This is a genomic window from Pseudomonas sp. Root71 (genome assembly GCF_001429045.1).
GTDB classification, from domain to species: domain Bacteria; phylum Pseudomonadota; class Gammaproteobacteria; order Pseudomonadales; family Pseudomonadaceae; genus Aquipseudomonas; species Aquipseudomonas monachiensis.
Genome location: NZ_LMHY01000009.1, coordinates 23,329 through 45,157, shown reverse-complemented (window position 1 = coordinate 45,157; position 21,829 = coordinate 23,329). Strand labels below are relative to the sequence as shown.

The 21,829-nt window shown below is 62.6% G+C and carries 20 protein-coding genes and 1 pseudogene; 15 read left to right on the top strand and 6 right to left on the bottom strand.

Annotation, left to right across the window (positions count from 1 at the left end):
• Window positions 1-7: 7 nt before the first annotated feature.
• The 3 genes from ASD95_RS09115 to ASD95_RS09105 form a co-directional block, all read right to left on the bottom strand.
• Complete coding sequence (locus tag ASD95_RS09115; RefSeq protein ID WP_056727360.1) at window positions 8-1,405, bottom strand: NAD(P)/FAD-dependent oxidoreductase; 1,398 nt, start codon at window positions 1,403-1,405, stop codon at window positions 8-10.
• A gap of 70 nt (window positions 1,406-1,475) precedes the next feature.
• Window positions 1,476-2,759: a nucleotide disphospho-sugar-binding domain-containing protein gene (locus ASD95_RS09110; RefSeq protein WP_056727358.1), complete on the bottom strand. Its 1,284-nt coding sequence runs from the start codon at window positions 2,757-2,759 to the stop codon at window positions 1,476-1,478.
• Between the two features lie 101 nt (window positions 2,760-2,860).
• Window positions 2,861-3,793, bottom strand: a complete 933-nt coding sequence (locus ASD95_RS09105) for a GntR family transcriptional regulator (protein WP_056727356.1) — start codon at window positions 3,791-3,793, stop codon at window positions 2,861-2,863.
• A 199-nt stretch (window positions 3,794-3,992) separates the two neighbouring features.
• On the opposite strand from ASD95_RS09105, the gene ASD95_RS09100 reads away from it, so the two are divergent.
• The 11 genes and pseudogenes from ASD95_RS09100 (at window position 3,993) to ASD95_RS09055 (ending at window position 14,911) form a co-directional block, all read left to right on the top strand.
• Complete coding sequence (locus tag ASD95_RS09100; protein WP_056727355.1) at window positions 3,993-5,048, top strand: polyamine ABC transporter substrate-binding protein; 1,056 nt, start codon at window positions 3,993-3,995, stop codon at window positions 5,046-5,048.
• Window positions 5,049-5,130: 82 nt separating this feature from the next.
• Window positions 5,131-5,991, top strand: a complete 861-nt coding sequence (locus ASD95_RS09095; protein ID WP_056727353.1) for an ABC transporter permease — start codon at window positions 5,131-5,133, stop codon at window positions 5,989-5,991.
• Window positions 5,988-6,794 (top strand): ABC transporter permease, encoded by an 807-nt coding sequence (locus ASD95_RS09090; RefSeq protein ID WP_056727350.1) that lies wholly within the window; start codon window positions 5,988-5,990, stop codon window positions 6,792-6,794. The genes ASD95_RS09095 and ASD95_RS09090 overlap by 4 nt, the downstream gene beginning before the upstream one ends.
• Complete coding sequence (locus tag ASD95_RS09085; RefSeq protein ID WP_056727348.1) at window positions 6,787-7,866, top strand: ABC transporter ATP-binding protein; 1,080 nt, start codon at window positions 6,787-6,789, stop codon at window positions 7,864-7,866. The genes ASD95_RS09090 and ASD95_RS09085 overlap by 8 nt, the downstream gene beginning before the upstream one ends.
• A gap of 32 nt (window positions 7,867-7,898) precedes the next feature.
• A complete protein-coding gene (locus ASD95_RS09080; RefSeq protein WP_056727347.1) occupies window positions 7,899-9,182 on the top strand; it encodes a nucleotide disphospho-sugar-binding domain-containing protein in 1,284 nt (427 codons plus the stop codon).
• Window positions 9,175-9,543: a cupin domain-containing protein gene (locus ASD95_RS09075; RefSeq protein ID WP_056727345.1), complete on the top strand. Its 369-nt coding sequence runs from the start codon at window positions 9,175-9,177 to the stop codon at window positions 9,541-9,543. Before ASD95_RS09080 ends, ASD95_RS09075 begins: the two co-directional genes overlap by 8 nt.
• Before the next feature lie 175 nt (window positions 9,544-9,718).
• Window positions 9,719-10,063 (top strand): cupin domain-containing protein, encoded by a 345-nt coding sequence (locus ASD95_RS09070; protein ID WP_056727343.1) that lies wholly within the window; start codon window positions 9,719-9,721, stop codon window positions 10,061-10,063.
• A gap of 5 nt (window positions 10,064-10,068) precedes the next feature.
• Complete coding sequence (locus tag ASD95_RS09065) at window positions 10,069-11,142, top strand: aminoglycoside phosphotransferase family protein (RefSeq protein WP_056727341.1); 1,074 nt, start codon at window positions 10,069-10,071, stop codon at window positions 11,140-11,142.
• A complete protein-coding gene (locus tag ASD95_RS09060) occupies window positions 11,123-12,631 on the top strand; it encodes an aldehyde dehydrogenase family protein (RefSeq protein ID WP_056727340.1) in 1,509 nt (502 codons plus the stop codon). Before ASD95_RS09065 ends, ASD95_RS09060 begins: the two co-directional genes overlap by 20 nt.
• Window positions 12,632-12,658: 27 nt before the next feature.
• Window positions 12,659-13,135 (top strand): annotated as a pseudogene (locus ASD95_RS29700) (NTP transferase domain-containing protein); the annotation flags it as partial.
• A gap of 297 nt (window positions 13,136-13,432) precedes the next feature.
• Complete coding sequence (locus tag ASD95_RS09055) at window positions 13,433-14,911, top strand: aldehyde dehydrogenase family protein (RefSeq protein WP_056727449.1); 1,479 nt, start codon at window positions 13,433-13,435, stop codon at window positions 14,909-14,911.
• A 471-nt stretch (window positions 14,912-15,382) separates the two neighbouring features.
• Here the strand turns inward: ASD95_RS09055 and ASD95_RS09050 are convergent, their stop codons facing one another.
• Together ASD95_RS09050 and ASD95_RS09045 are read right to left on the bottom strand one after the other, a co-directional pair.
• On the bottom strand, window positions 15,383-16,342 hold the full coding sequence (locus tag ASD95_RS09050; RefSeq protein WP_056727338.1) for an efflux RND transporter periplasmic adaptor subunit: 960 nt from the start codon (window positions 16,340-16,342) through the stop codon (window positions 15,383-15,385).
• Between the two features lie 3 nt (window positions 16,343-16,345).
• Entirely contained in the window at window positions 16,346-16,717 is a 372-nt protein-coding gene (locus ASD95_RS09045) for a DUF3302 domain-containing protein (protein ID WP_056727334.1), read from the bottom strand.
• 151 nt (window positions 16,718-16,868) lie between these two features.
• Between ASD95_RS09045 and ASD95_RS09040 the strand changes: the two genes are divergently transcribed.
• Window positions 16,869-17,531 carry a hypothetical protein gene (locus ASD95_RS09040; protein ID WP_056727333.1) on the top strand — a complete coding sequence of 221 codons (663 nt, stop codon included), beginning with the start codon at window positions 16,869-16,871 and terminating at the stop codon, window positions 17,529-17,531.
• A 77-nt stretch (window positions 17,532-17,608) separates the two neighbouring features.
• Window positions 17,609-18,691: a sterol desaturase family protein gene (locus ASD95_RS09035; protein ID WP_056727331.1), complete on the top strand. Its 1,083-nt coding sequence runs from the start codon at window positions 17,609-17,611 to the stop codon at window positions 18,689-18,691.
• A 218-nt stretch (window positions 18,692-18,909) separates the two neighbouring features.
• Here the strand turns inward: ASD95_RS09035 and ASD95_RS09030 are convergent, their stop codons facing one another.
• A complete protein-coding gene (locus tag ASD95_RS09030) occupies window positions 18,910-19,668 on the bottom strand; it encodes a DUF899 domain-containing protein (protein ID WP_056727329.1) in 759 nt (252 codons plus the stop codon).
• An 84-nt stretch (window positions 19,669-19,752) separates the two neighbouring features.
• On the opposite strand from ASD95_RS09030, the gene ASD95_RS09025 reads away from it, so the two are divergent.
• Complete coding sequence (locus ASD95_RS09025; RefSeq protein ID WP_056727326.1) at window positions 19,753-20,973, top strand: hypothetical protein; 1,221 nt, start codon at window positions 19,753-19,755, stop codon at window positions 20,971-20,973.
• Between the two features lie 35 nt (window positions 20,974-21,008).
• Window positions 21,009-21,641, top strand: a complete 633-nt coding sequence (locus tag ASD95_RS09020) for a Vgb family protein (protein ID WP_056727325.1) — start codon at window positions 21,009-21,011, stop codon at window positions 21,639-21,641.
• Window positions 21,642-21,829: the final 188 nt, after the last annotated feature.

Below are 21,829 nucleotides of genomic sequence, written 5' to 3'. Positions count from 1 at the left end.
CTCCGGATCAGGAATCGAAACCGATGCCAAAGGCATCGAAGGTCTTGAGCAGCAGGTCGCGGTGACCGTCGCGGTCTTCCCGCGCCAGTGAACGCTGGGCCAGTTTCACGCCGACATAACGCAAGGGTTCGGGCGGAAAGCGGAACGGCGCCTTGGACGTCATCAGCAGTTCGGTACGTTCGGTGCGCTCGCCGGCCAGCAGGTCGAGCATGTTCAGCGCGGCGAAGCGGCTGGCGGACACCCCTTGCCCGGTGAAGCCCAAGGCATAGGCGACGCGGCCCTGGTGCTCGCATCCGGTGAACATCGTGGTGCGTGCGGAGGTGTCGATGATGCCGCCCCAGGCATGGCTGAAACGCATATCGCCCAGGGCCGGGAAGGTCTGTTGGAATTGTTCGGCCAGGCGCTGGAAGCTTTGCGGGCGCTGGGTCAGGGCCTCGTCGCGGCGCCCGCCGAAATGGTAGATGGCATCAAAGCCGGCCCAGAGAATGCGGTTGTCGGCGGTCTTGCGCAGGTAGTGGAACTGGTTGCCGGCGTCGGCGATGCCGTAGCGGCCGGTCCAGCCGATGGCTTGCAGCTGTGCATCGCTCAGGGGTTCGCTGACCAGGCTGTAGTCGTAGACCGGGATCACGCTCGATGCCAGATGACCGAGCAGTGGCGGGGCGATGTTGGTGGCGATGGCGATTTTTCCGGCGGTCACTTCGCCGCTTTCTGTACGCAGGCGCAGGTTGTCTTTGTCCGCGCTCAGTTGCAGGACCGGGCTGTTTTCGAACAGTTGAATGCCTTGCTCAAGGCAAATGCGGCGCAATTCAGCGGCCATTTTCGCCGGGTTGAGCAGGGCGTAATTGGGCTCGAACAGGCCGGCCGCATACGCCGGTGAATCAAGTTTCTGTGCCAGATCGCTGCCTTCCAGCCACTGGCAGTCGATGTTGAACCGCGCATAGTTGCGCTGCATCGAGCGCAGCCCGTCGACCTGCCACGGCTGGCTGGCGACGTTGAGCTTGCCCTGGCGTTCGAACTCGACGTGCATGCCGAAGCGTTGCAGGTCGGCGGCCAGTTCGTCGAGGTTCTGCCGGCCGAGGCGGATCAGTTGCTCTGCTTCATTCGGCCAGCGCTTGAGTGCGTTGGAGACGCCATGGGAAATGCTCGGCGCGCAGAAACCACCATTGCGCCCACTGGCCTCACCGCCACAGCGTCGTGCCTCGATGATCGCGATGCTCAGCCCGGGGTTGCGCTGGCGCGCCAATAGCGCGGTCCACAATCCGGTAAAGCCACCACCGACCACCACCAGATCGAACTGCATGGACCCGCTGACGGCGGGCGCGGCGGGCGGTGGGGTAACGGTGTCCTGCCAAAAGGGGTGAGGCAGGGCACGGTCAAGCGCATCGAGACGCGATGGGACATTCATGCTGAAACTCCGGCGGTGTGTCGGGCAGCGACGATTGCGTTCGGTTGCCCGACGGTTTTTGTTGTTTTGGCTAGAGGTCTGGCAGCGCAAGAATCGCGCGGGCGGCAATGTCGGTGCCGCGGGTCGCTTGCATGCGCTCGCTGAACGATTTGAGGCGTTGTTTCATCGCTTGGTCGGCCAGCAGCTGTTCGAGGGCGGCGGGCAGGGCGGCCAGGGGATCGGCAAAGCGCGGCAGGTAGCGGCCGACGCCGACTTCCTCGGCGCGGGCGGCGTTGTCGTGGCCGTCCCAGCAATAGGGAATGATCAGCGACGGCAAGCCGAAATACAGCGCTTCACAGAAGCTGTTGTTACCGCCGTGGTGGATGAACAACTGACATTCCTTGAGCACCGCCGGCTGGGCAAACCAGCTGTCGAGGTACACGTTGTCCGGCACGGTGGTGTACATGTCGCGGTAGGCGCCGACGTTGACCAGGAAGCGGTACGGCAAGGTTTCGATAGTGCTGATCAGGCGCTTCATCATTCCGGTGTCGGCGGCGCCAAGGCTACCGAAGCTGAGGTAGATCAGCGGCGCGTCGTTGTGCCGTGGAAAGTCCGGGACGATGTACGGCGCTTCGCGGCGTACGCAACCGTCGAGGTACACGTAGCGCTGCGGGTCCAGCGCTTGCTGGCGCGCATAGCGCACTGGCGTCGGTGACAGCAGCAGGTTCAGCCATGGCGAGTCAGTGAGGAACTGCCCCGCTGGGCACGGCGCGGTGCCGTTGCCGAGGAGAAATTGCGAAAAGCGTTCATGGGCCGGTGCGACAGCCTTCAGGTACTGCTCGGTGTAGCGTTCGCAGGCCTGGGGGGCGCTGGCCAGGCACCCGGACAGGTACGGTGGAACGTTGGCATCCGGCAGTTCGGTTTCGGCGCAGGACACCACTCGCACCCAGGGGCAACCGGCGTTGGCGATGGCCGGGAACATCACCACGTTGTCGAGCACGATCACGTCGGGCTTGAGGTGGCCGAGCAACTGCTGCAAGGGTTTTTCCGCTTCGATCGCGGTGTCGATGATGGCTTCCCAGGCCGGAGCCACGTAGCTGTCGATCTGTGCCAGCGGGGTCTGGTCGAAGTAGGGAATGCTGCGCTCGATGAAGCGCTCCCAGTAGTGCTGGTGTTCCGCCGCCGACAACGGGCTCGCTTGCGGAATCGGGTATTCGTCGAAACCGTATTCGGCGAACAGCCCCTGGAAATGTTCATGGCAGATGAACACCGGCCTGGCGCCCAGTTCACGCAGCGACTGAGCGATACCAATGCAGTTCAAGGCCGCGCCGAAACTGGCTTCGGGAAACAGGGCGATCAGTTTTTGTTTTTGCATGGCGAGGGACTGTCCATGGCGGGTCAGACCCGCCGCTCCTGAAGGTGTTTTTGATGCTGTCTTATTTTCAAAAAAAAATCATCATGTTTTTTGCAAGTCGGTTAGCGACGCCCGAACAGATGACTTTGCGGGATGCCACGGTTGGCGGTTTGCGGGCGTTGCGCGGCGCTCAGGCGCAGGTGCAGGCGCAGCAGGTCGGCGGCGATCTCCATCTGCCCGCGTTCGATCTGCGCGATGATCTGCAGGTGTTCGCGCAGGGCCTCTTGCAGGCGGTGCACGCTCACCGAGGGCAGCAGGTTCGGCAGGCGCCGCAGGCCCTGATGCTGGAGCAGGGCGTCGCTGATGAAGCGGTTGCCGCAGCTCTGGGCCAGCAGTTCGTGGAAGCTGATGTCCAGTTCGCGAAACTGTTGGATATCGAAATCTTCCACGGGGCGGGCGAGCAGGCTTTGGGTGGCGCTGCGCAACAGCGCCAGGCGTTGCGGGTCGGCGTTGAAGCTGGGACTGAGCAACGCTTCAGGTTCGAGAATCAGGCGGAATTTCAGGCTTTCTTCGAGGGCGGCCAGGCTGTTCAGTGACGGGCGAAACAGCCAGGACTGGCCGGGGCCGCGCTCGATGGCCTGGTTTTCGCTCAGTTGCTGCAGGGCCTTTTGCGCCGCCGGCCGGCCGATGTCGTAGCGGCGCATCAGTTCGCTGATGCTGATGCTGTCGCCCAGGCGCCCGGCCATGCGGTCACGCAGCACCGAGGCGGCCAGTTCTTCTTCTTCGGCCTGGGGCAGGGCGGCGTTGAAGGTCTGGCCGGCCGGGGGGGCCAGCAGGGTGTAACCCTTGCCCGCTTCATGGCTCAGCAGGTTTTCTTCGAGCAGCACTTTCAGCGCGCCGCGAATCAGCGTGCGCGAGACCTGGAAGGTCCGGGCCAGGGCCTGTTCGGCCACCGGGTCACCGGCCACCAGGCCGCTTTCCTGGGTGTGCTCGAGGATGCGCCGGGCCAGTTCCAGGTGATTGGTGCGCGGTTTTTTTTCGGCTGTCGTGCTCAAGCGTGTTTTCTCGTTGTGATCCGCTGTCGGACTCAGGTGCTCATCTTATGTCATGCGCCGGCGAAGCGTCAGGCCGTAAAAAAAGCGTTGACATCTTTTGATACTGGTCCTAATTTCTAAAAAAAAACACCAGCAATCGTTTCTCGTTTTGCCGTACTGCCTTCGAACACAACAATAAACAATCGTCGGGTGAGTATTTATGAGCAAGCTGAATGATCTTCTGTGCGTGGGATTGGCCGTTTCCCTGGCGATCGCTTCACAGGCTGCAAGTGCGAAAGATATGGTGATTTCCATCTGGGACGGCTACATGGCCCCGGATGCGCTGGAGAAGTTCAAGGCTGCCAGCGGTGTGGACGTCGACAAGGCGCTGCACGCCACCAACGAAGAAATCATGGGCAAGCTGATGGCCTCCGGTGGTGAAGGGTACGACGTGGTGTTCGTCTCCTCGCCTTTCGCCGAAGTCCTGCACAAACAGGGGCTGCTGGCGGACATCGATCCGGTCAAGGTCCCCAACCTGAAAAACCTCTACCCCGAAGCCACGCACCTGGAGTATGACCAGGGCAACCGGTTCTCCGTGCCTTACACCTGGGGCACTACCGGCATCTGCTACCGCTCCGACAAGGTGACGCCGGCGCCACAGAGCTGGAACGAGCTGCTCAATCCGAGCGATGCGCTCAAGGGCAAAGTGACGATGCTCGCCACCGACCGCTGGATGCTCGGCGCCGGTTTCCTCGCCAAGGGCTGGTCGGTCAACGACAGCGACCCCGCGCAAATCGCCGCGGTTCGCGATCAACTGATCGCCACCAAGAAACGCATTCTCTCCTTCGACGACACCACCTTCTACTCCAAGCTGGCCTCCGGCGAATCGCTGATGGCCCACGCCTGGGACGGCTGGTGCAACTACGGCACCCAGGCCAACGCGGCGATCAAGTTCGTGGTGCCCAAGGAAGGTTCCGACCTGTGGGTGGACACCATGGTCGTGTTGAAAAGCTCGAAGCACCAGGACGAAGCCTTCAAGTTCATCAACTTCATGCTGGCCAGGGAAAACCACGCCTGGGTCGCTGAAAACATCCTCTACAAAGTTCCCAACCAGGCGGCCATGGCCGGGTTGTCCGCTGACTTGCTCAAGCAATACCCCAACCTGACCATCGCCCCCGCCGAGCTGCTGAAAATGGAGCAATTGCGCGATCTGGGCGGCACCACGCAAAAGGCCTACACCCGCGCCGTCACCGAAATCATGGCGGCGCAGAACTAACGCCACGTCGATCCGAGGCATGCCCGGCATGCCTCGCCACACTCGCAAGCCGCCTCTGTCCTGAGGCGGGAGGATAGGGTTAATGAGTGCTTTGCATGCTGACAGGCGCCTGTCGGCCTGGCTTCTTGCGCCCGGCTTCGGCTGGCTGCTGATGTTCCTGGTGATTCCGTGCCTGTTGGTGCTGGTCTACAGCTTCGTTGAACGTGGCGCCTATGGCGGCATCGACTGGTTGTTCACCTGGGAAAACTACCAGCGCGCGTTCGATCCGCTGTACCTGGGCATCCTGCTCAAATCGGCGAAGATCGCCGGGCTGGCCACAGTGTTCGCGGTGTTGATCGGCTACCCGGCGGCCTATGCGATTGCCCGTGCGCCACGGCGGCGTCAGGCGGTGTATCTGTTTCTGGTGATGCTGCCGTTCTGGAGCAATTACCTGATCCGCACCTACGCCTGGATCGTCCTGCTCAACCGCGAAGGCCTGATCAACCGCCTATTGCAAATGCTCGGCTACAGCGGCGAACCCATCAGCCTGCTGTACACCGAATCGTCCGTGGTGCTGGGGCTGGTCTACAACTACATCCCCTTTGTGATCCTGGCGATTTTCTCGTCGCTGTCGCGGATCAACAACGAATTGTGGGACGCCTCGAAAGACCTCGGCGCCTCGGGCTGGATGACCTTTCGCCGGATCATCCTGCCGCTGAGCGTGCCGGGTATCGCGGCGGGCGCGGTGTTTGTGTTCGTGCTGAGCATCGGCAACTTCATCACTGCCGACCTGCTGGGCGGCAAGCAGGTGCAGATGGTCGGCAACCTGATTTATTCGCAATTCCTCACGGCGCGGGACTGGCCGTTCGGTGCGGCGCTGAGCTTCTTCCTGATCGCGATCATGTTGATCCTGTTGTTCATCCAGGCCCTGGTGGCCCGTCGTGCAGAAGGGGCGCGCTCATGAGTCAGTCTCGTTCTGTCAGCGCCACCGTGCTGGGTTCGCACCTGGGGCTGGTGTACGCCTTCTTATATATACCGATCCTGGTGCTGATCCTGCTGTCGTTCAACAAGTCCGGATTGCCTACCGCCTGGGGCGGCGTATCGCTGAAATGGTACGCGGCACTGGCGCACAACACGGCGATTCTGTCAGCGGCGCTCAACACCCTGATCGTTGCCTTGTCGGCGACCTTGATTGCCTGTGTGCTCGGCACGTTCCTGGCGCTGGGTATCGAGTTGCGCCGCAAGGGCAACGACAAAGGCCAGGTGGTCGACACCTTGCTGATGGCGCCGATGATCATCCCCGACATCGTGCTGGCGATTGCGCTGTTGAGTTTCTTCAACCTGCTCAAGGTCGGCCTGGGGCTGCACTCGATCATCATCAGCCACGCGGTGTTCAACATTGCCTTCGTCTGCGCGGTGGTGCGCACGCGGCTCAAGCACTTTGACTATTCGATCCTCGAAGCCTCGATCGACCTGGGCGCGAGCTGGTTCACCACCTTGCGTCGGGTACTGCTGCCGGTGATTTTCCCCGGTGTGCTGGCCGGTGGGTTGCTCTCGTTCACCCTGTCGGTGGACGAATTCATCATCGCCTTTTTCAACTCCGGCTCCGGCCAGGCCTCGACCACGTTGCCCATGCAGATCTACGCCATGATCCGCTTTGGCGTCACCCCGGAAATCAATGCTCTGGCGACGCTGGTGATGCTGGTCAGCATCACCGCGCTGCTGGCTTCGCAGCGTCTCAACAAGGCTCCTCGCACCCATGAATAATTCTTCCGCGGTACTGATCCTGGATAAGGTCAGCAAGTCCTATGGCAACGGCCTGGCGGTCAACGAGGTGTCGCTGAGCATCCGCGAGAACGAGTTCTTCGCGCTGCTCGGTCCGTCGGGCTGCGGCAAGACCACGCTGCTGCGCATGCTCGCCGGTTTCGAGACCCCCAGCGGTGGTTGCATCTACCTGGACGGCAACGACATCTCGCCGCTGCCGGCTAACAAGCGCCCGCTGAACCTGATGTTCCAGTCCTACGCGCTGTTCCCCAACATGACCGTGCGCAAGAACATCGCCTACGGCCTGGAAATGGAGCGCCTGCCGGAATCCGAAATCCGCCGCCGGGTCGATGAAGTGCTGAACACCGCGCAACTGGGTGAGCTGGCCGAGCGCAAGCCCGATCAGCTTTCCGGCGGCCAGCGTCAGCGGGTGGCATTGGCCCGGGCGCTGGTCAAGCGTCCGCGGGTGTTGTTGCTCGACGAGCCCTTGGGCGCCCTCGACAAAAAGCTGCGGGAAAAGATGCAGCTGGAACTCAAGCGCCTGCAGCACGATAGCGGCATCACCTTCATCATCGTCACCCACGACCAGGAAGAAGCCCTGGTGATGTCCGACCGCATGGCAGTCCTGGATGGCGGCAAGGTCTGCCAGTGCGGCAGCCCGACCGAGCTCTACGAAAACCCCAACAGCCGTTTTGTCGCCAACTTCATCGGCGTCAGCAATCTGCTCGAAGGCGTGCGCTCGGGCCCGCACTCGGTGCGGGTCAACGGCCACGAGTTGAGCGTCGAAACCGATGCGCCTTCGGTGAGCGGCCAATCCGTCGCCGTGGTGGTGCGCCCCGAACGCCTGCAAGTGCTGACGGAGCAGGGCGGCGATTGCGCCAATCAGGTCAGCGGCAAGATCGTCGAAGTCGCCTACCACGGCCTCGACACCAACCTGCACGTGCAGACCCCCCTCAGCGACAAGCCGCTGATCGTGCGCGTGCCGTCCTCACAGTTTGAATTCGCCCATTTTGCAATCGACACGACCATCCGGCTGGGCTGGCAGGCCCGGCATGCCCGCGTATTGACGCGCTGAACAATAAAAAGACCAGGCAGGAGCAGCACTCGATGAAACAGAAAGTGATCGCATTCTTCCCCGAAGCCGCCTACGGCCCGGCCCTGAACTCAGTGGGTATCGCCCAGGCCTGTGAAGCCCTGGGGCACAAAGCGGTGTTCCTCACCGACCCGGGCATGAGCGGTGTCTACGCCGGTTATGGTTTTGAAGAGCACATGGTCAACATGTCGGCACCGATGCCGGCCGAAGAGATGGCCCGCTACTGGGTGGATTTCATCAACGGCCACATCCCGAACTTCCGCAAGTCGCCGCTCGACCAGATCGACAACTACGTCAAGGAATGCTGGGCCGCCATCGTCGAAACCGCCAAGTGGGCGCAAAAGGACCTGCCGGCGGTGCTGGACAAGGTCAAGCCCGACCTGATCTGCGTCGACAACGTGATCCTGTTCCCGGCGATCAAGCAATACGGCAAGCCCTGGGTGCGGATCATTTCCTGCTCGGAAAACGAGATCGAAGACCCGGATATCCCGCCGCACCTGTCGGGCATGAGCATCGACGACAAGGCTGGCCACGCGCTATTCCGCCAGCGTTTCGAAGAAGTGGTCGGGCCGATCCACGACGACTTCAACCAGTTCCTCCAGGCCCATGGCGAGCAGCCGTATCCGCTGGGTACCTTCTTTGAAGCCTCGCCGTTCATGAACCTGCTGCTGTACCCGGATGCGGTGAAGTTCGACCGGCGCCACCCATTGCCGGCCGAGCGCTTCCATTACCTGCAGGGTTGCGTGCGCCACGACACGCCCTACGAGATTCCGCAGTTTCGCGCCCACAACGACAAGCCGCTGCTGTACGCCAGTTTCGGCAGCCTCGGTTCCGGCGATGTCGAGCTGCTCAAGCGTCTGATCGAGGCGGTGGGCAAGCTGCCTTACCGGGCGCTGTTCAACGTCGGCGAGCACCTCGACGAGTACCCGGACCTGCCGGACAACGTGCAGATTTCTAACTGGTTCCCGCAGCCATCGGTGATTGCCCAGGTCGACGCGGTGATCCACCACGGCGGCAACAACAGCTTCACCGAGTGCCTGTTCTTCGGCAAACCGGCGATCGTCATGTCCTACGTCTGGGACGGCCACGACAACGCCATGCGCGCCGAAGAAAGCGGCCACGGCTTCAAGCTCGACCGCTACGAATGGAGCGAAGAACAGCTGGCGGAAAAACTCCACGCGTGCCTCAACGACGAGGCGATGCGCCAACGCCTGCAGCGCACCAGCGCGCAGATGCAATCGCGCAAGGGGCCGCAAGACGCGGCTGCAATTCTCGACAAGGTGCTCAACGATGCCTGATTCATCCACCACGGCGGGTATCACGCCGTACCTCGAAGCCGTCAGCAGCCGCACCGACCTGGTGGACTGGGGCGTGCAGAGCGACGCCGTCGAAGGCGTCTCGCATTCCAGCGGCCGCTTGCTGTTCAAGGGCCCGAACAACAGCCCGGAAAGCGGATTGTGGGTGTGCACCCCCGGGCGCTGGCGGTTGTCGATTCCCCGGGACGAGCTGTGCCACTTCATCGCGGGGCACGCCACGTACCGTCATGACAACGGCGAAGTGATCGAGGTGCGCCCCAACACCCTGGTGCTGTTCCCGGCCGGCTGGACGGGCGAATGCAACGTCCGCGAAACCCTGCGCAACGTGTACATGCTGGCTTGAACCTGATGCTGAACGGTTAAAAGGCGAAACCTGTGGGAGCGAGCTTGCTCGCGATGGCGGCGGGTCAGTCAACGTTGATATTGAATGTTATTGCGCCATCGCGAGCAAGCTCGCTCCCACAAGGATCGCGGTGTCTGATCGGCATTGGGCCAACGGACTTTTTTGGAGAAAAACAATGACTACCCCGTTTCTGTACGACCCGCTGAGCATCACCGACGTCAAGGATTGGGGCGTGATCCCGACCATGCTCGAAGGCGAATCCCGTGTTTCCGGCGTGGTGCTGCACAAAGGCCCCGAAGGCCAGTCCGAATGCGGTATCTGGATCTGCACCCCGGGCAAGTGGTTCTGCCATGTGACCAGCGACGAGTTCTGCCACTTTCTCGAAGGCCGCTGCACGTACGTCCACGAGTCCGGCGAGGTGATCGAGATCAGGCCGGACACCGCCGCCTTCTTCGGCAAGGACTGGAAGGGTGTGTGCACCGTCCACGAGACCATCAAAAAGGTCTACATGATCCGGTGACTGCCATGACAGATGCACTGGCGTCATTGCCAACCCGTGAAGATCTGCGCGCCGCCTTTCTGGCCCGCGCCGGTCACGCCGGGACCTTGCTGGTCGCCTTGCCGGCGGATGCTTCGACCCGGCGTTATTTCCGCCTGGAGGGCGCCGGCCTGTTGCTGATGGATTCGCCCCCCGACAGTGAGCCGATCGGCCCGTTCGTGCGCATCGCCCGGCAGTTGCAGGGGCTGGGCCTGTCCGCGCCGGCCTTGCTGGAAGTGGACGAAGCGGCGGGGCTGGCGTTGATCGAGGATTTCGGTCACGACACCTACACCCGGCTGCTGCTGGCCGGGCATTCGGAGTCGCAGCTGTATCACCTGGCGGTCGATACGCTGGTGGCCTTGCATCGCGCTGCGCCAGCCACGGAACTGGCGCCTTACGACGGGCAGCGACTGGCGGACGAGTACGCATTGTTTATCGACTGGTACGTGCCGCTGCTGATCGGCAAGGACGCGGCGCAAGACCTGCGCGATGAGTATCTGGCGTTGTTCGCCGACACTTGTCGCGATGTCGCAAAACGCCGTGAAGCCCTGGTGCTGCGCGACTTTCACGTCGACAACCTGATGCTGTTGCAAGGCCGCGAAGGTGTCGCCGCCTGCGGCTTGCTGGATTTCCAGGACGCCCTGGTCGGGGCGGCGGCCTATGACCTGATGTCGCTGCTCGAAGACGCCCGGCGCGATGTGCCCGAGGCACTGCGCGAGGCACTGATCAGCCATTACCTGTTGCAGCGCCCGGAGCTGGATGCGCCGGGTTTTCTCGAAGATTACCGGTGCCTGGCCGCCCAGCGTCACGCCAAGGTGCTGGGGATTTTCGTGCGCCTGGCCGGCCGTGACGGCAAGCACGGTTACCTGGCGCATTTGCCGCGCACCCTGGGTTTGTTTGTCCGCGCCCTGGACGCCGAGGCCTTTGCGCCCCTTCGCCAATGGCTCGACCGGCACGTGCCCGACTGGCGTGAAGAGCTGCCCGCCGCGACCCTGGCGACGTTGCGTGAAACCCCTTATCGATTGGTTCAAGGATCATCCCATGGCCGCGTTCAACACTGACACCGCATTGCGTTTCATCAATTCTGAATTCCTGCCGCTGACCGATGGCCGTGTGCGCGAAGTGCTCGACCCGGCGACCCTGCAACCGGTCGGGCAAGTCGGCGTGTGTGGCGAAACCGATGTGCAGACCGCCACCGATGCCGCCACCGCCGCGCAACGCCAATGGCGCCTGATCGATGCGAAAAGTCGCGCCGCGCGCTTGCATCAGCTGGCCAATGCCATTGAGCAGAACCTGGCCTGCAACCGTGAAGTCGCCCGCCTGATGACCCTGGAGATGGGCAAGCCATTTCCCGAAGCCATGGGCGAACTGGCCAACTGCGCGCCGATCTTTCGCTACTACGCGGAGATGGCCCGGGACGATGCCGGCAAGGTCGCCGGCACCACGCAGATCGGCTCCTTCCAGCATGTGCGTTACGAGCCGTACGGCGTCAGCGTGCACATCATGCCGTTCAACTTTCCTATCCTGCTGATGTGCTGGACGGTCGCCGCGTCGCTGGCGGCGGGCAATGCCTGCATCATCAAGCCGGCGGAAGCCACGACCCTGTGCACCCTCAAGTTCATGGAGCATTTCACCGCGTTGCTGCCGGGGCTGGTGTCTTGCGTGCCGGGCGATGCAGTCACCGCGCAATTGCTGGTGCAGTCGGATCAGACCCATGCGGTGGCCTTCACCGGCAGCGTGGCCGCAGGCAAGGCGGTGGCCGTGGCCTGCGCCGAACGGATGAAACCTTGCGTGATCGAGGCCGGTGGCAGCGATCCGCTGATCATCTCCAGGTATGCGCCACTGGACGTGGCGGCGGCGGGGGCGGTGACGGCGGCGTTCCACTTGAGCGGGCAGATCTGCACGTCGGCCGAGCGCTTCTACGTCGTCGATGAAATCCATGACGAGTTTGTCGCGAAGTTCGCCGAGCGCACCCGCGCCCTGCGTATCGGTCATGGCCTGGAGCGCTCGGAGATCGGGCCGATGGTCAGCGAGGCGGCACGCAACAAGGTCATGCGCCTGGTCGATGACGCCGTGGCCAAGGGCGCGACAGTGGTGTGCGGCGGGCGGATTCCACCCGGGCACAGCGTCGGCTGGTTCTATGAGCCGACCATCCTCACCGGCGTGACCGGTGATATGGCGATTCTGCAGGAAGAGTGCTTCGGCCCGGTGGCGGCGATCTGCCGGGTCAGCGATTTCGACGAGGCGGTGCGCTTGGCCAACGATTCGCCGTTCGGCCTTGGCGCCTCGCTGTTTTCCACGGACCTGGCCGAAGCCATGGAAGCCGCCGAGCGTCTGGAGGCGGGGATGGTCTGGGTCAACAATCCGCTGATCGACAACGATGCGCTGCCGTTCGGTGGCTGGAAGATGTCCGGCCTTGGGCGCGAGCTCGGGCGCCAGGGGCTGGAAGCGTTCCGCCGCTCGAAAATGGTCATCATCGACCACCAGCCGAAAATCCAGGACTGGTGGTATCCCTACGCCGACGACGTGTTCTATCGCGATCCGGCCTGAAGCCGTGATGCACACAGGAGGATCGTGATGAGCGACAACATTGGCTGGCCGACCCTGGCGGTGATTCTCGCGGCCGGGCAGGGCACGCGCATGCGTTCGCCGCTGCCCAAGGTCTTGCACCCGGTGGGCAACCGGCCGCTGCTCGGCCATGTGCTGGCGGCGGTGGCGACGGCGGGCATCGAGCAACGGGCGGTGGTGGTGGGCGCCGGCGGCGGGCAGGTGGCCGAGTACCTGCAACAGGTGGCACCGACGGCGCAGGTGTTTACCCAGCACGAACAACTGGGCACGGCCCATGCGTTGCTGGCGGCCCGGCCTGCACTGCAGGCTCACGAGCAGGGTTGTGTGTTGGTGCTGTTTGGCGATTCGCCGTTGATCACCCCGCAGACCCTGAACCGTTTGCGTCGGGCGCTGATAGACGGCGCAGCGGTGGCGGTGGCGGGTTTCCATACCCGGCAACCGGGACCCTATGGGCGATTGCTGGTGAAGGACGGTCGTCTGCGGGCCATCCGCGAAGCCAAAGACGCCAGCCCGCAGGAGCTGGACATCAACTTCTGCAACGGCGGCGTCATGGGCCTGCGTGCCGACACCTGCCTGTGGTTGCTGGAGCGTATCGGCAACCGCAACGCCCAGGGTGAGTACTACCTCACCGACGCGGTGGCGGTGGCCAACGAAGCGGGGCATACGGTGACGGCCGTGGAAGTGGATGAAGTCGATGTGCTCGGGGTCAATGACCGCGAGCAATTGCAGGTCGCCGAACAGCTGTACCAGCAACGTCGGCAGCGCAGGATCAAGGAGTGTCCCATGGGTGACTATCAACGGTTGTACATCGGCGGCGAGTGGGTCTTACCCGTCCAGCGCGGTGTTTTTGAAACCCTCGATCCGAGTGACGAGTCGGTTCTGGCGCGGGTTGCCTCGGCGACCGCCGAGGACGTCGATCTGGCCGTGGCGGCGGCGCGCAGGGCGTTTGACGAGGGTGACTGGCCACGTTGGTCCGGGGCACGACGGGCGCAAGTGCTGAGGAACATCGCCGAGGGCATCCGCGCTCGCCAGGACGAACTGGCGGCCATCGAAGTGCGCGATAACGGTAAGCCGCTGCCGGAAGCCTTGTGGGACATTGCCGATACCGCCGGGTGCTTCGATTTCTATGCCGGACTTGCCGAGCAGTCGGACCAAACCAATGAGCAATCGATCGATTTGCCGGATGCGCGCTTCACCTCGTCGGTGATCAAGGAACCGGTGGGCGTGGTCGCGGCGATCATCCCGTGGAATTTCCCGATGCTGATGGCCGCGTGGAAAGTCGCCCCGGCACTCGCGGCGGGCTGCACCCTGGTGCTCAAACCTTCCGAACTGACGCCGCTGACCGCCCTCGAACTGGCCGGCATCGCCGACCAGGCCGGGTTGCCGGCCGGGGTGCTGAATGTGGTCACAGGCTGGGGACGCGAAGCGGGAGCGCCGTTGGCCGAACACCCGCAGGTCGACAAGATCGCCTTCACCGGCAGCGTGCCGACCGGACGCAAGATCATGCAGGCCGCTGCCAGCGAGATCAAAAACATCAGCCTGGAACTGGGCGGCAAATCGCCTTTCGTGATCTTCGCCGACAGTGATATTGAGGCGGCGGTGGAGTGGATTCTGTTCGGGATCTTCTGGAACCAGGGCCAGGTCTGTTCAGCCACTTCGCGGGTGCTGGTGGAACGCGGGTTGTACCCGGCGTTGCTGGAGCGCTTGATTGCCGCCACCGAGCAGATTCAGATTGGCCAGGGCTTCGAGGAAGGGGTGAAGCTCGGACCACTGGTCAGCCAGGGGCAACTGGACAAGGTGCTGGCGGCCATTGCAGCCGGTCAGCAAGAGGGGGCGCGGCTGGTGTCGGGCGGTGTGCGGCCGGGTCATCTGGAAAAGGGGTATTACCTGACGCCGGCGATTTTCGCCGATGTCCCGCAGGACAGCGCCGTGTGGCGCGAGGAGATTTTCGGCCCGGTGGTGTGCCTGCGGGCCTTCGACACCGAAGCCGAAGCGATCCGCCTGGCCAATGACTCGCCGTTCGGGTTGGCGGCGGCCGTCATGTCCCGGGATATCCCGCGTTGCGAACGGGTCGCTCGCGGTTTTCGCGCAGGCATCGTGTGGGTCAATTGCTCGCAACCGACCTTCGTCGAGGCACCCTGGGGCGGCTACAAGCAAAGCGGCATTGGTCGCGAACTGGGTGAGTGGGGCTACAACAGCTACCTGGAAACCAAGCAGATCACCCGCTACAACGGCGAACCCTGGGGGTGGTATCTGAAGTGACGTGAGCGCCGCAGTGGCCTGCCTGCGGACAGGGGCAGGTCATTTTTCCCGAATTGTACGGCTGTGGAACTGGAAGCCATTCTGGCAATCGAAGCCTATACGGGCGAGACGGACGTCGTAATGGTTACGCGCTGGCATTGAACGCCTTGTATGGCTGTAAAGCCGGGAGGGTTGCATGGAAAGGGACGCGATGTTCAGGTTCCTTGCGGGCTACCTGTTGATGTGTGCCCTGCTGGCATGGGGGGTGGTCCAGGCGTCTCACTGGATTGCTTCTCGCCTGCTGCTGTATTGGATTATTTAGCGCCGACCCTCGCTGCCTCGCTCCTTCCTGTCGATTCTTCCAGCACCCCAATGGTGCGACCCACTGTCTGGCCTTCTTCCTCCGATCCTTAGCCTGCGAAATCAGTCCGGTTTGCTGAACCGGCCACTGACCCAATCCAGGGATTGAGCCAGTGGCCGATGCTGCCCGGGTTAGTGGAACGGGAAGATGTAGTTCATCCAGGCGGCCATGCGCAGAAGGATTTTGCGCATCATCGCGATGTGATGGAAATGCTGGCTGTACAACGCCGCCTGGCCGTAGGCACCGCCCGGCATCTGGCCGGCGTACTGGGCATAGTCGGGGTCGGTGATCTCAATGATCACCGGGACCCGGCCGGCCGGTGGTGAACCGGTGAAGCCGATCAGCGTGCCCGACGGCTGGATCTGGCCTTCGGCGATCACCGAAACGACGGTCTTGACCTTGCCTTCGAACACCTTGCCCGGAATGCCGTCGAAAGCGACCTCGGCCTCATCGCCCTCGGTCAGGCGCAACAGGCTGTTCTGGCGCATCCACGCGGAGAAGTAATGCCCTTCCGCGGGAATGAAGACCATCGAAGGGCGCAGCGGCAGCTTGGTCGCCATCATGCCCGGACGCAGCGAAACATGGGTGACGAAGCCTTTGCTCGGCGCACGGACCGTGGTGTTGTCGAGTTCGTACTGCGCGCTGTCCAGTTGTGCCTTCAGGTCATCGCTGCGCGCGACCACCATGTCCAGTTCCCGTTGGGTACTGAAATTACGCTTGATCAGCTCGGTGATCCGCGCGCGATCGGCCTGGGCGGCAATCAGTTGCGCCTTGAGGGATTTCAGTCGGTACTCGAACGGCGCCGGGTCGATGCGAAACAGCACATCGCCTTTTTCCAGGGGCTGGTTGGTCTTCACCGGTACATCGATCACCTGGCCGCTGACCACGGGAATCACCGGAACCGACACGAAATAGGAACGCGCCACCTCGGAGTAGGGGTGGTTGTAGTTCATCGTGAAAATCAGCGCGCCGATAATCACGACTCCGCCCAGCACCGCCGTGGGTACTGTCCATTTGTTCAGGGGGATGCGGAAGATCTTGAAGATGGCTACGCACAGAGCGGCATACGTCAGAATGAGTAAGAGATCCATGGCTCAAATGCCCTCGCCGAGATTGTCCGTTGGCACCCGGTTCTGGGTCGTGCCCGTCGCTGCCTCCAGGCGCTCGATCCGGCCTTGCAGCTCGGCGACCTGTTGCTCGAGGTGAACCACATGACTTTTGGGTGAATGTCCGTCACTGAAACCCCAGCCCCGGTCCTCTCGATAGGCCATGGCCCAGATCCACAGGAACGGCCACAGCGCGTGCAGGGTGAAGAGGCTGACCCAGCCGGTGGCGTGGATTGCATCCTGGTGAGGGTGGTTGCGGTGGACAGCAATTTCATAGGGGATGTCGTGGAGCAGGATGATCCCGTAAAACAGCACAAGCCCGACAAAGACCAGCAGGCCCAGGGCGAAGTAATCAAGCATGAACCACTCCTCTTGAAGCAGATAACGTGTGCGCCTGAGTGTAGCCGTTCAATCTACACTTGACGGGGATGCGGCTATCCAGCCGGAACAACCGGTGCCTGGCCGACGCGTCGACCGATATCGTGCAAGCACACTCCGACGAGGTGAGTTCATGCCAGACAATGGTCAATTCGAAAGGGCGCCTGTACTGGACCCTGTCGAGCGCATTACCGAGGTAATCTTCGGCCTGCTGATGGCCATGACGTTCACCGGCACCATCAGCGTGGCCACGGCGGACCAGGCAGCCGAACGCACGATGATGATTGCCGCGCTCGGCTGCAATCTCGCCTGGGGACTGGCCGATGCGGTCATGTACCTGTTGCGCGCACTGGTCGAGCGCACGCGCAGGATCAAGCTGTACATGGCCTTGCGCAATGGCGCGGACGCCGCGGCCGGCCAGGCGCTCGTTGCGCAGGTATTGCCGTTGCAGTTCGCGACGGCGGCCGGCAGCGAGGGCCTGGAGTTGTTGCGCCGGCGGCTGCTCGAGCAGCCCTCCTTGCCGATCAGGGCGGGCCTGGGCTGGAACGACTTCAGGGGCGCCCTCGGGGTTTTCCTGTTGGTCGTGGGCTCGACGTTTCCGCTGGTGGTGCCGTTCATACTGCTGGATCAGACGGCACTCGCCATTCGCCTGTCCAACCTGATCGGGCTCGTGGTGCTGTTCATCGCCGGCTGGATGCTCGCCAGATACGCTGGCGCCACGCAATGGCAGGGTGGGGTGATCATGGCCGCTACGGGGGGTGTGCTGATCCTTGCGATCATTGCGCTGGGCGGCTGACAGCCGGTCATAAATCAACACACTAAAGACTCATTCTCATTTACAATTGCCCTTCCATTTACGTTGGGCAGCCTGGTATGGATGTTCTTGCCACAATCCATCTTTATTTATCCCTGTGGGTGATCGAACCGGTCACCCGGCAGTTCCTGGGCATTTTCGACTTCAACGGCAGACTCGGTCTAGCCTTTCTCTGCATGTCTTACGGCGTCGCCTACTGCCTGTTCCGCTACCGAGAATCCCGGGGCCTGACCGACGCTCGCTCATTCGGGCAGTTCATCGGCGGCCGCCGGGTGTACCTGCATCGCTCGGCACTGCTGGACTACCGCTACTACTTCGTACTCGCCATCCTCAAGGTTGCCCTGGTGCTGCCCATCGTCGGTCTGGTGGATCCGTACGTCTTGCGTTCAGCGGACTACATCGCGTTCTTCACCCAACTATGGGGCGCGCGTACGCAAGTGGAGGAGCACCTGGCGTTGACCCTGCTCTATGGGCTGGGCGTATTTCTGGTCAAGGATTTCAGCCATTACTGGGGCCATCGCGCTTTCCATTCGCGGTACCTGTGGGCCTTCCACAAAGTCCATCATTCGGCGCCCGTGCTGGTTCCGGCGACGGCCAGCCGCGTGCACTTTCTGGAAGAAGTGGTCGAAAAGCTCACGGACATCATCTGCGTCGGCGCGTTTGCCGGTGTCTTCTGGTACGTCTGTGGCGGGGAGATCAGCCGCTATACCTTGTTTGGCGTGACCTACATCGTATTCATCTTCAATGCCCTGGCGGCCAACCTGCGTCACAGCCATGTCTGGTTTTCCTTCGGGCCGGTGCTGGAGCGGGTACTGAGCAGCCCGGCGCAACACCAGATTCATCACAGCGATGCACCGCGACACTTCAACAAGAACTTCGGCATCAACCTGTCACTGTGGGACTGGATGTTCGGCACGCTGTACGTCACCCGGTCCACACCCGAGGCCATCCATTTCGGTACCGGCGAACAGGATCACGAGCGTTACCTGACGCTGCAGGGCTTGATCGTCACGCCTTTCGTGGATATCGCGCGCAAACTGCTTCCTGGGAAACCCTTGAAAGCACAGCCTGAAAGCGGATCTGATCCGTATTTTTCAGCGCAATCTGCCTCTGTAACGAATACAGCCGTCAGCCCACAATAAATCTCCGGTACGGCAGCACATGCCGCCCTGTACCGCCAATTCATTGTGTGGGAGGCCCCATGGCCAAGATGACGATTTTTCTCGGCGGTTTTCTGCTGTTGACCATCCTGATTGGCATGCTGGCGACGATTCCGCCGGCGTGATTACACACCGCCGATCACTCTGATTGCCTGGTGTGCCAGCTCCGTATCCATGGAGTGTCGACCCCGCCTCCGCGCTCACCGGTACTCATCATGCCGACGCCACCAGGGCCCCGTCTCATTGCGGCCCTTGGGCGCGCGGTCGAGCCATTGGTACATGCTCCACAATCCGTCCAGACCCCGCGCGTAGGTGGAGTAGGTGTGATAGATCGCGCCGTCTTCCAGCACGAACGTACTCAGCCCCGGCCGGTCGCGGGTATAGGTGGGCGCATCGGTGCCACAGGTCGCGGCGAACTGTTTCACCGGTTCCGGTATTTCACTGGCGTCCATGGCATGGCCGCCGCGCTGGTAGTTGTATTCGACCAAGCCTTCGCGCTGCTGGGCTTCGGTGAAATAGACATTGAAGTCGGCGGTGAAGTCGCTGTCGGCGGCCGAGGCCCAGGGGAAGGTCCAGCCCATTCGGCGCTTGTAGGCCTGCAGTTTCGCCAACGGTGCGCGGGATATCGCCAGCAGGGTCACGTCGTGGTTCGCCAGGTGGACGACGACGGGCTCGAAGCCATCGGCGATGGCTGAGCAGGACGGGCAGCCTGCCGTGTAGTCGGGGCCGAACATGAAGTGGTAGACCAGCAGCTGCGAGCGCCCTTGAAAGAGTTCGGCCAGGGTGGCGCTGCCGTTGTCGGTATCGAAGCGGTACGTCTTGTCGAGGCGAACCCAGGGCAATGCCTGGCGTTGCCTGGCCACTTCATCGCTGCGTCGGGTCAGGGCCTTTTCCGCTTCGAGCAGTTGCAGGCGAGCCGTCAGCCATTGGTCCCGGGACGCGGTTGTGTGGGTGTTCATCGTTCTACGCTCCTGGTGAAAGGTCGTGATTTAGACTAAACCCGGGTGTCAAATGATGGGAGTGACAAGCGTGGCGGGATTTCCATGGACTCGATGATTACGGCCGCCGCACAGGCGCTGGCGGCGGGCAATCCGCTGGGCGCACTGGACCGCGTGGCCTTGCGTGACGATGCGCCGGCGCTTGCCCTGCGCGGTATCGCCATGGCGCAACTGGGCGATCTGGTGCGGGCCAGGTCACTGGTCAAGCGTGCGCAACGGGCATTTGCGCCCAAGGAAGTGCTGGCCCGGGCGCGCTGTGTGGTGGCCGAGGCCGAAATCGCCCTGGCTTCGCGGGAGCTCGGGTGGCCGGTCAAGGCGCTCGAAACGGCGCGGGTCACCCTTGAACACCACGGTGACCGGGTCAATGCCGCCCATGCGCGCTACCTGCAAATTCGCCGTTTGCTGTTGATCGGGCAACTCGACGAGGCGCAGCAGTTATTGACCGGCCTCGATCCCGGCCGATTGCCGCCGGCCTTGCGGGCAACCCATGAACTGGTGCTGGCGGGCATAGCCATTCGGCGCCTGCAATCGCACGTGGCGCGGGGGGCGTTGAACAGGGCCGGGCAGGCTGCCGGTCAAGCCGGGATTGCCGCGCTGATCGCTGAGGTCCAACACGCTGCGCATCTGCTCGATGCCCCCGCGGCACGCCTGATTGCCCAGGGTGAAGTACGGCCGCTGTTGCTCGATGATGTTGAAGCGTTGTTTTGTTCAACGTCACTGGTGGTGGATGCCTGCCGGTACGTTGTGCGCGGTTGTGGCATGTCGGTATCGTTCGCGACGCGGCCGATTTTGTTTGTGCTCGCCCGTGCGTTGGCCGAGGCGTGGCCCGGCGACGTTGCGCGGGAAGTGCTGATCGCCCGGGCGTTTCGCCTGAAGCTCTCGGATGAATCCCATCGTGCCCGGCTTCGCGTGGAAATCGGCAGGTTGCGTAAAGCGCTCAAGCCGTTGGCCGGTGTCATCGCGACGGCCTGCGGTTATGCCCTGCAATCGCCAGTGTGTACGCAGGTGGTGACACTGGCGCAACCGGTCGAGGAAAAATTTGCCGCGGTATTTGCCTGCCTCGCCGATGGCGAGTCGTGGTCGAGTTCCGCCCTGGCACTGGCGCTGGGTACCAGTCAGCGCACGGTGCAACGGGCGCTCGATACACTGGCGGAGCAGGGCAAGGTGCAGTGGTTTGGCCGTGGTCGCGCACGGCGCTGGATGACGCCGCCCGTGCCGGGATTCGCGACGACCTTGTTACTCCCGGCGCCGCTGCCCGGTGGTTAGGATGAACGCCACCAACCCCCGTCGAGGAATGCCAGATGAAACAAGCAACTGCTGAAATCATTCGTGAATATGGCCCGTTTGCCGATGTCGACCACGTATGCGGCGTCACCTGGGACGGCGAAAAGGTCTGGTTCGCCTGCAACAGCAAAATCAACGCCCTGGACCCGGAAAGCGGCAAGGTGCTGGGCTCGATCAATGTCGCTGCCCATGCCGGCACCGCGTTTGACGGGGAGCACCTGTTCCAGATCGCCGAAGACCGCATCCACAAGATCGACCCCCGCAACGGTCGTATCCTCTCAACCATTCCTGCCCCCGGCGCAGGCACCGATTCGGGGCTGACCTGGGCCGAAGGGACGTTGTGGGTGGGCCAGTACCGTGAACGCAAGATCCACCAGATCGACCCCGAGACCGGCAAGATCTTGCGCACCATCGAATCCAACCGTTTCGTCACCGGCGTGACCTGGGTGGACGGTGCGCTGTGGCACGGTACGTGGGAAGGCGATGAGAGCGAATTGCGCCGCATCGATCCGCAATCGGGCGAAGTGCTGCAGAGCCTGACAATGCCCGAAGGCGTGGGCGTGTCGGGGCTTGAGTCCGATGGTGGCGAGCGGTTGTTCTGCGGTGGTGGCGATAGCGGCAAGGTGAGGGTGGTGCGTCGGCCTTCGTGAGGCGCAGCGGCCAGGTCAACAGGTACAACCTTTGTGGGAGCGACGGTGCGGCGATCCGACCTGCTCGCGAATGCGGAGTGTCAGGCAACATCAATGTTGACTGATTTGACGCTATCGCGAGCAAGCTCGCTCCCACAGGATTAGCGGGTGTACGCAAAATCTGCGAGCAGTCGAAATCACTGTGGGAG

Excerpts from the sequence above, each read along its gene's own strand:
- ASD95_RS09115 (WP_056727360.1), bottom strand. The coding sequence starts at position 1,405 with ATGAATGTCCCATCGCGTCTCGATGCGCTTGACCGTGCCCTGCCTCAC.
- ASD95_RS09110 (WP_056727358.1), bottom strand. The coding sequence starts at position 2,759 with ATGCAAAAACAAAAACTGATCGCCCTGTTTCCCGAAGCCAGTTTCGGC.
- ASD95_RS09100 (WP_056727355.1), top strand. The coding sequence starts at position 3,993 with ATGAGCAAGCTGAATGATCTTCTGTGCGTGGGATTGGCCGTTTCCCTG.
- ASD95_RS09095 (WP_056727353.1), top strand. The coding sequence starts at position 5,131 with ATGAGTGCTTTGCATGCTGACAGGCGCCTGTCGGCCTGGCTTCTTGCG.
- ASD95_RS09090 (WP_056727350.1), top strand. The coding sequence starts at position 5,988 with ATGAGTCAGTCTCGTTCTGTCAGCGCCACCGTGCTGGGTTCGCACCTG.
- ASD95_RS09085 (WP_056727348.1), top strand. The coding sequence starts at position 6,787 with ATGAATAATTCTTCCGCGGTACTGATCCTGGATAAGGTCAGCAAGTCC.
- ASD95_RS09080 (WP_056727347.1), top strand. The coding sequence starts at position 7,899 with ATGAAACAGAAAGTGATCGCATTCTTCCCCGAAGCCGCCTACGGCCCG.
- ASD95_RS09075 (WP_056727345.1), top strand. The coding sequence starts at position 9,175 with ATGCCTGATTCATCCACCACGGCGGGTATCACGCCGTACCTCGAAGCC.
- ASD95_RS09070 (WP_056727343.1), top strand. The coding sequence starts at position 9,719 with ATGACTACCCCGTTTCTGTACGACCCGCTGAGCATCACCGACGTCAAG.
- ASD95_RS09065 (WP_056727341.1), top strand. The coding sequence starts at position 10,069 with ATGACAGATGCACTGGCGTCATTGCCAACCCGTGAAGATCTGCGCGCC.
- ASD95_RS09060 (WP_056727340.1), top strand. The coding sequence starts at position 11,123 with ATGGCCGCGTTCAACACTGACACCGCATTGCGTTTCATCAATTCTGAA.
- ASD95_RS09055 (WP_056727449.1), top strand. The coding sequence starts at position 13,433 with ATGGGTGACTATCAACGGTTGTACATCGGCGGCGAGTGGGTCTTACCC.
- ASD95_RS09050 (WP_056727338.1), bottom strand. The coding sequence starts at position 16,342 with ATGGATCTCTTACTCATTCTGACGTATGCCGCTCTGTGCGTAGCCATC.
- ASD95_RS09045 (WP_056727334.1), bottom strand. The coding sequence starts at position 16,717 with ATGCTTGATTACTTCGCCCTGGGCCTGCTGGTCTTTGTCGGGCTTGTG.
- ASD95_RS09040 (WP_056727333.1), top strand. The coding sequence starts at position 16,869 with ATGCCAGACAATGGTCAATTCGAAAGGGCGCCTGTACTGGACCCTGTC.
- ASD95_RS09035 (WP_056727331.1), top strand. The coding sequence starts at position 17,609 with ATGGATGTTCTTGCCACAATCCATCTTTATTTATCCCTGTGGGTGATC.
- ASD95_RS09030 (WP_056727329.1), bottom strand. The coding sequence starts at position 19,668 with ATGAACACCCACACAACCGCGTCCCGGGACCAATGGCTGACGGCTCGC.
- ASD95_RS09025 (WP_056727326.1), top strand. The coding sequence starts at position 19,753 with ATGGACTCGATGATTACGGCCGCCGCACAGGCGCTGGCGGCGGGCAAT.
- ASD95_RS09020 (WP_056727325.1), top strand. The coding sequence starts at position 21,009 with ATGAAACAAGCAACTGCTGAAATCATTCGTGAATATGGCCCGTTTGCC.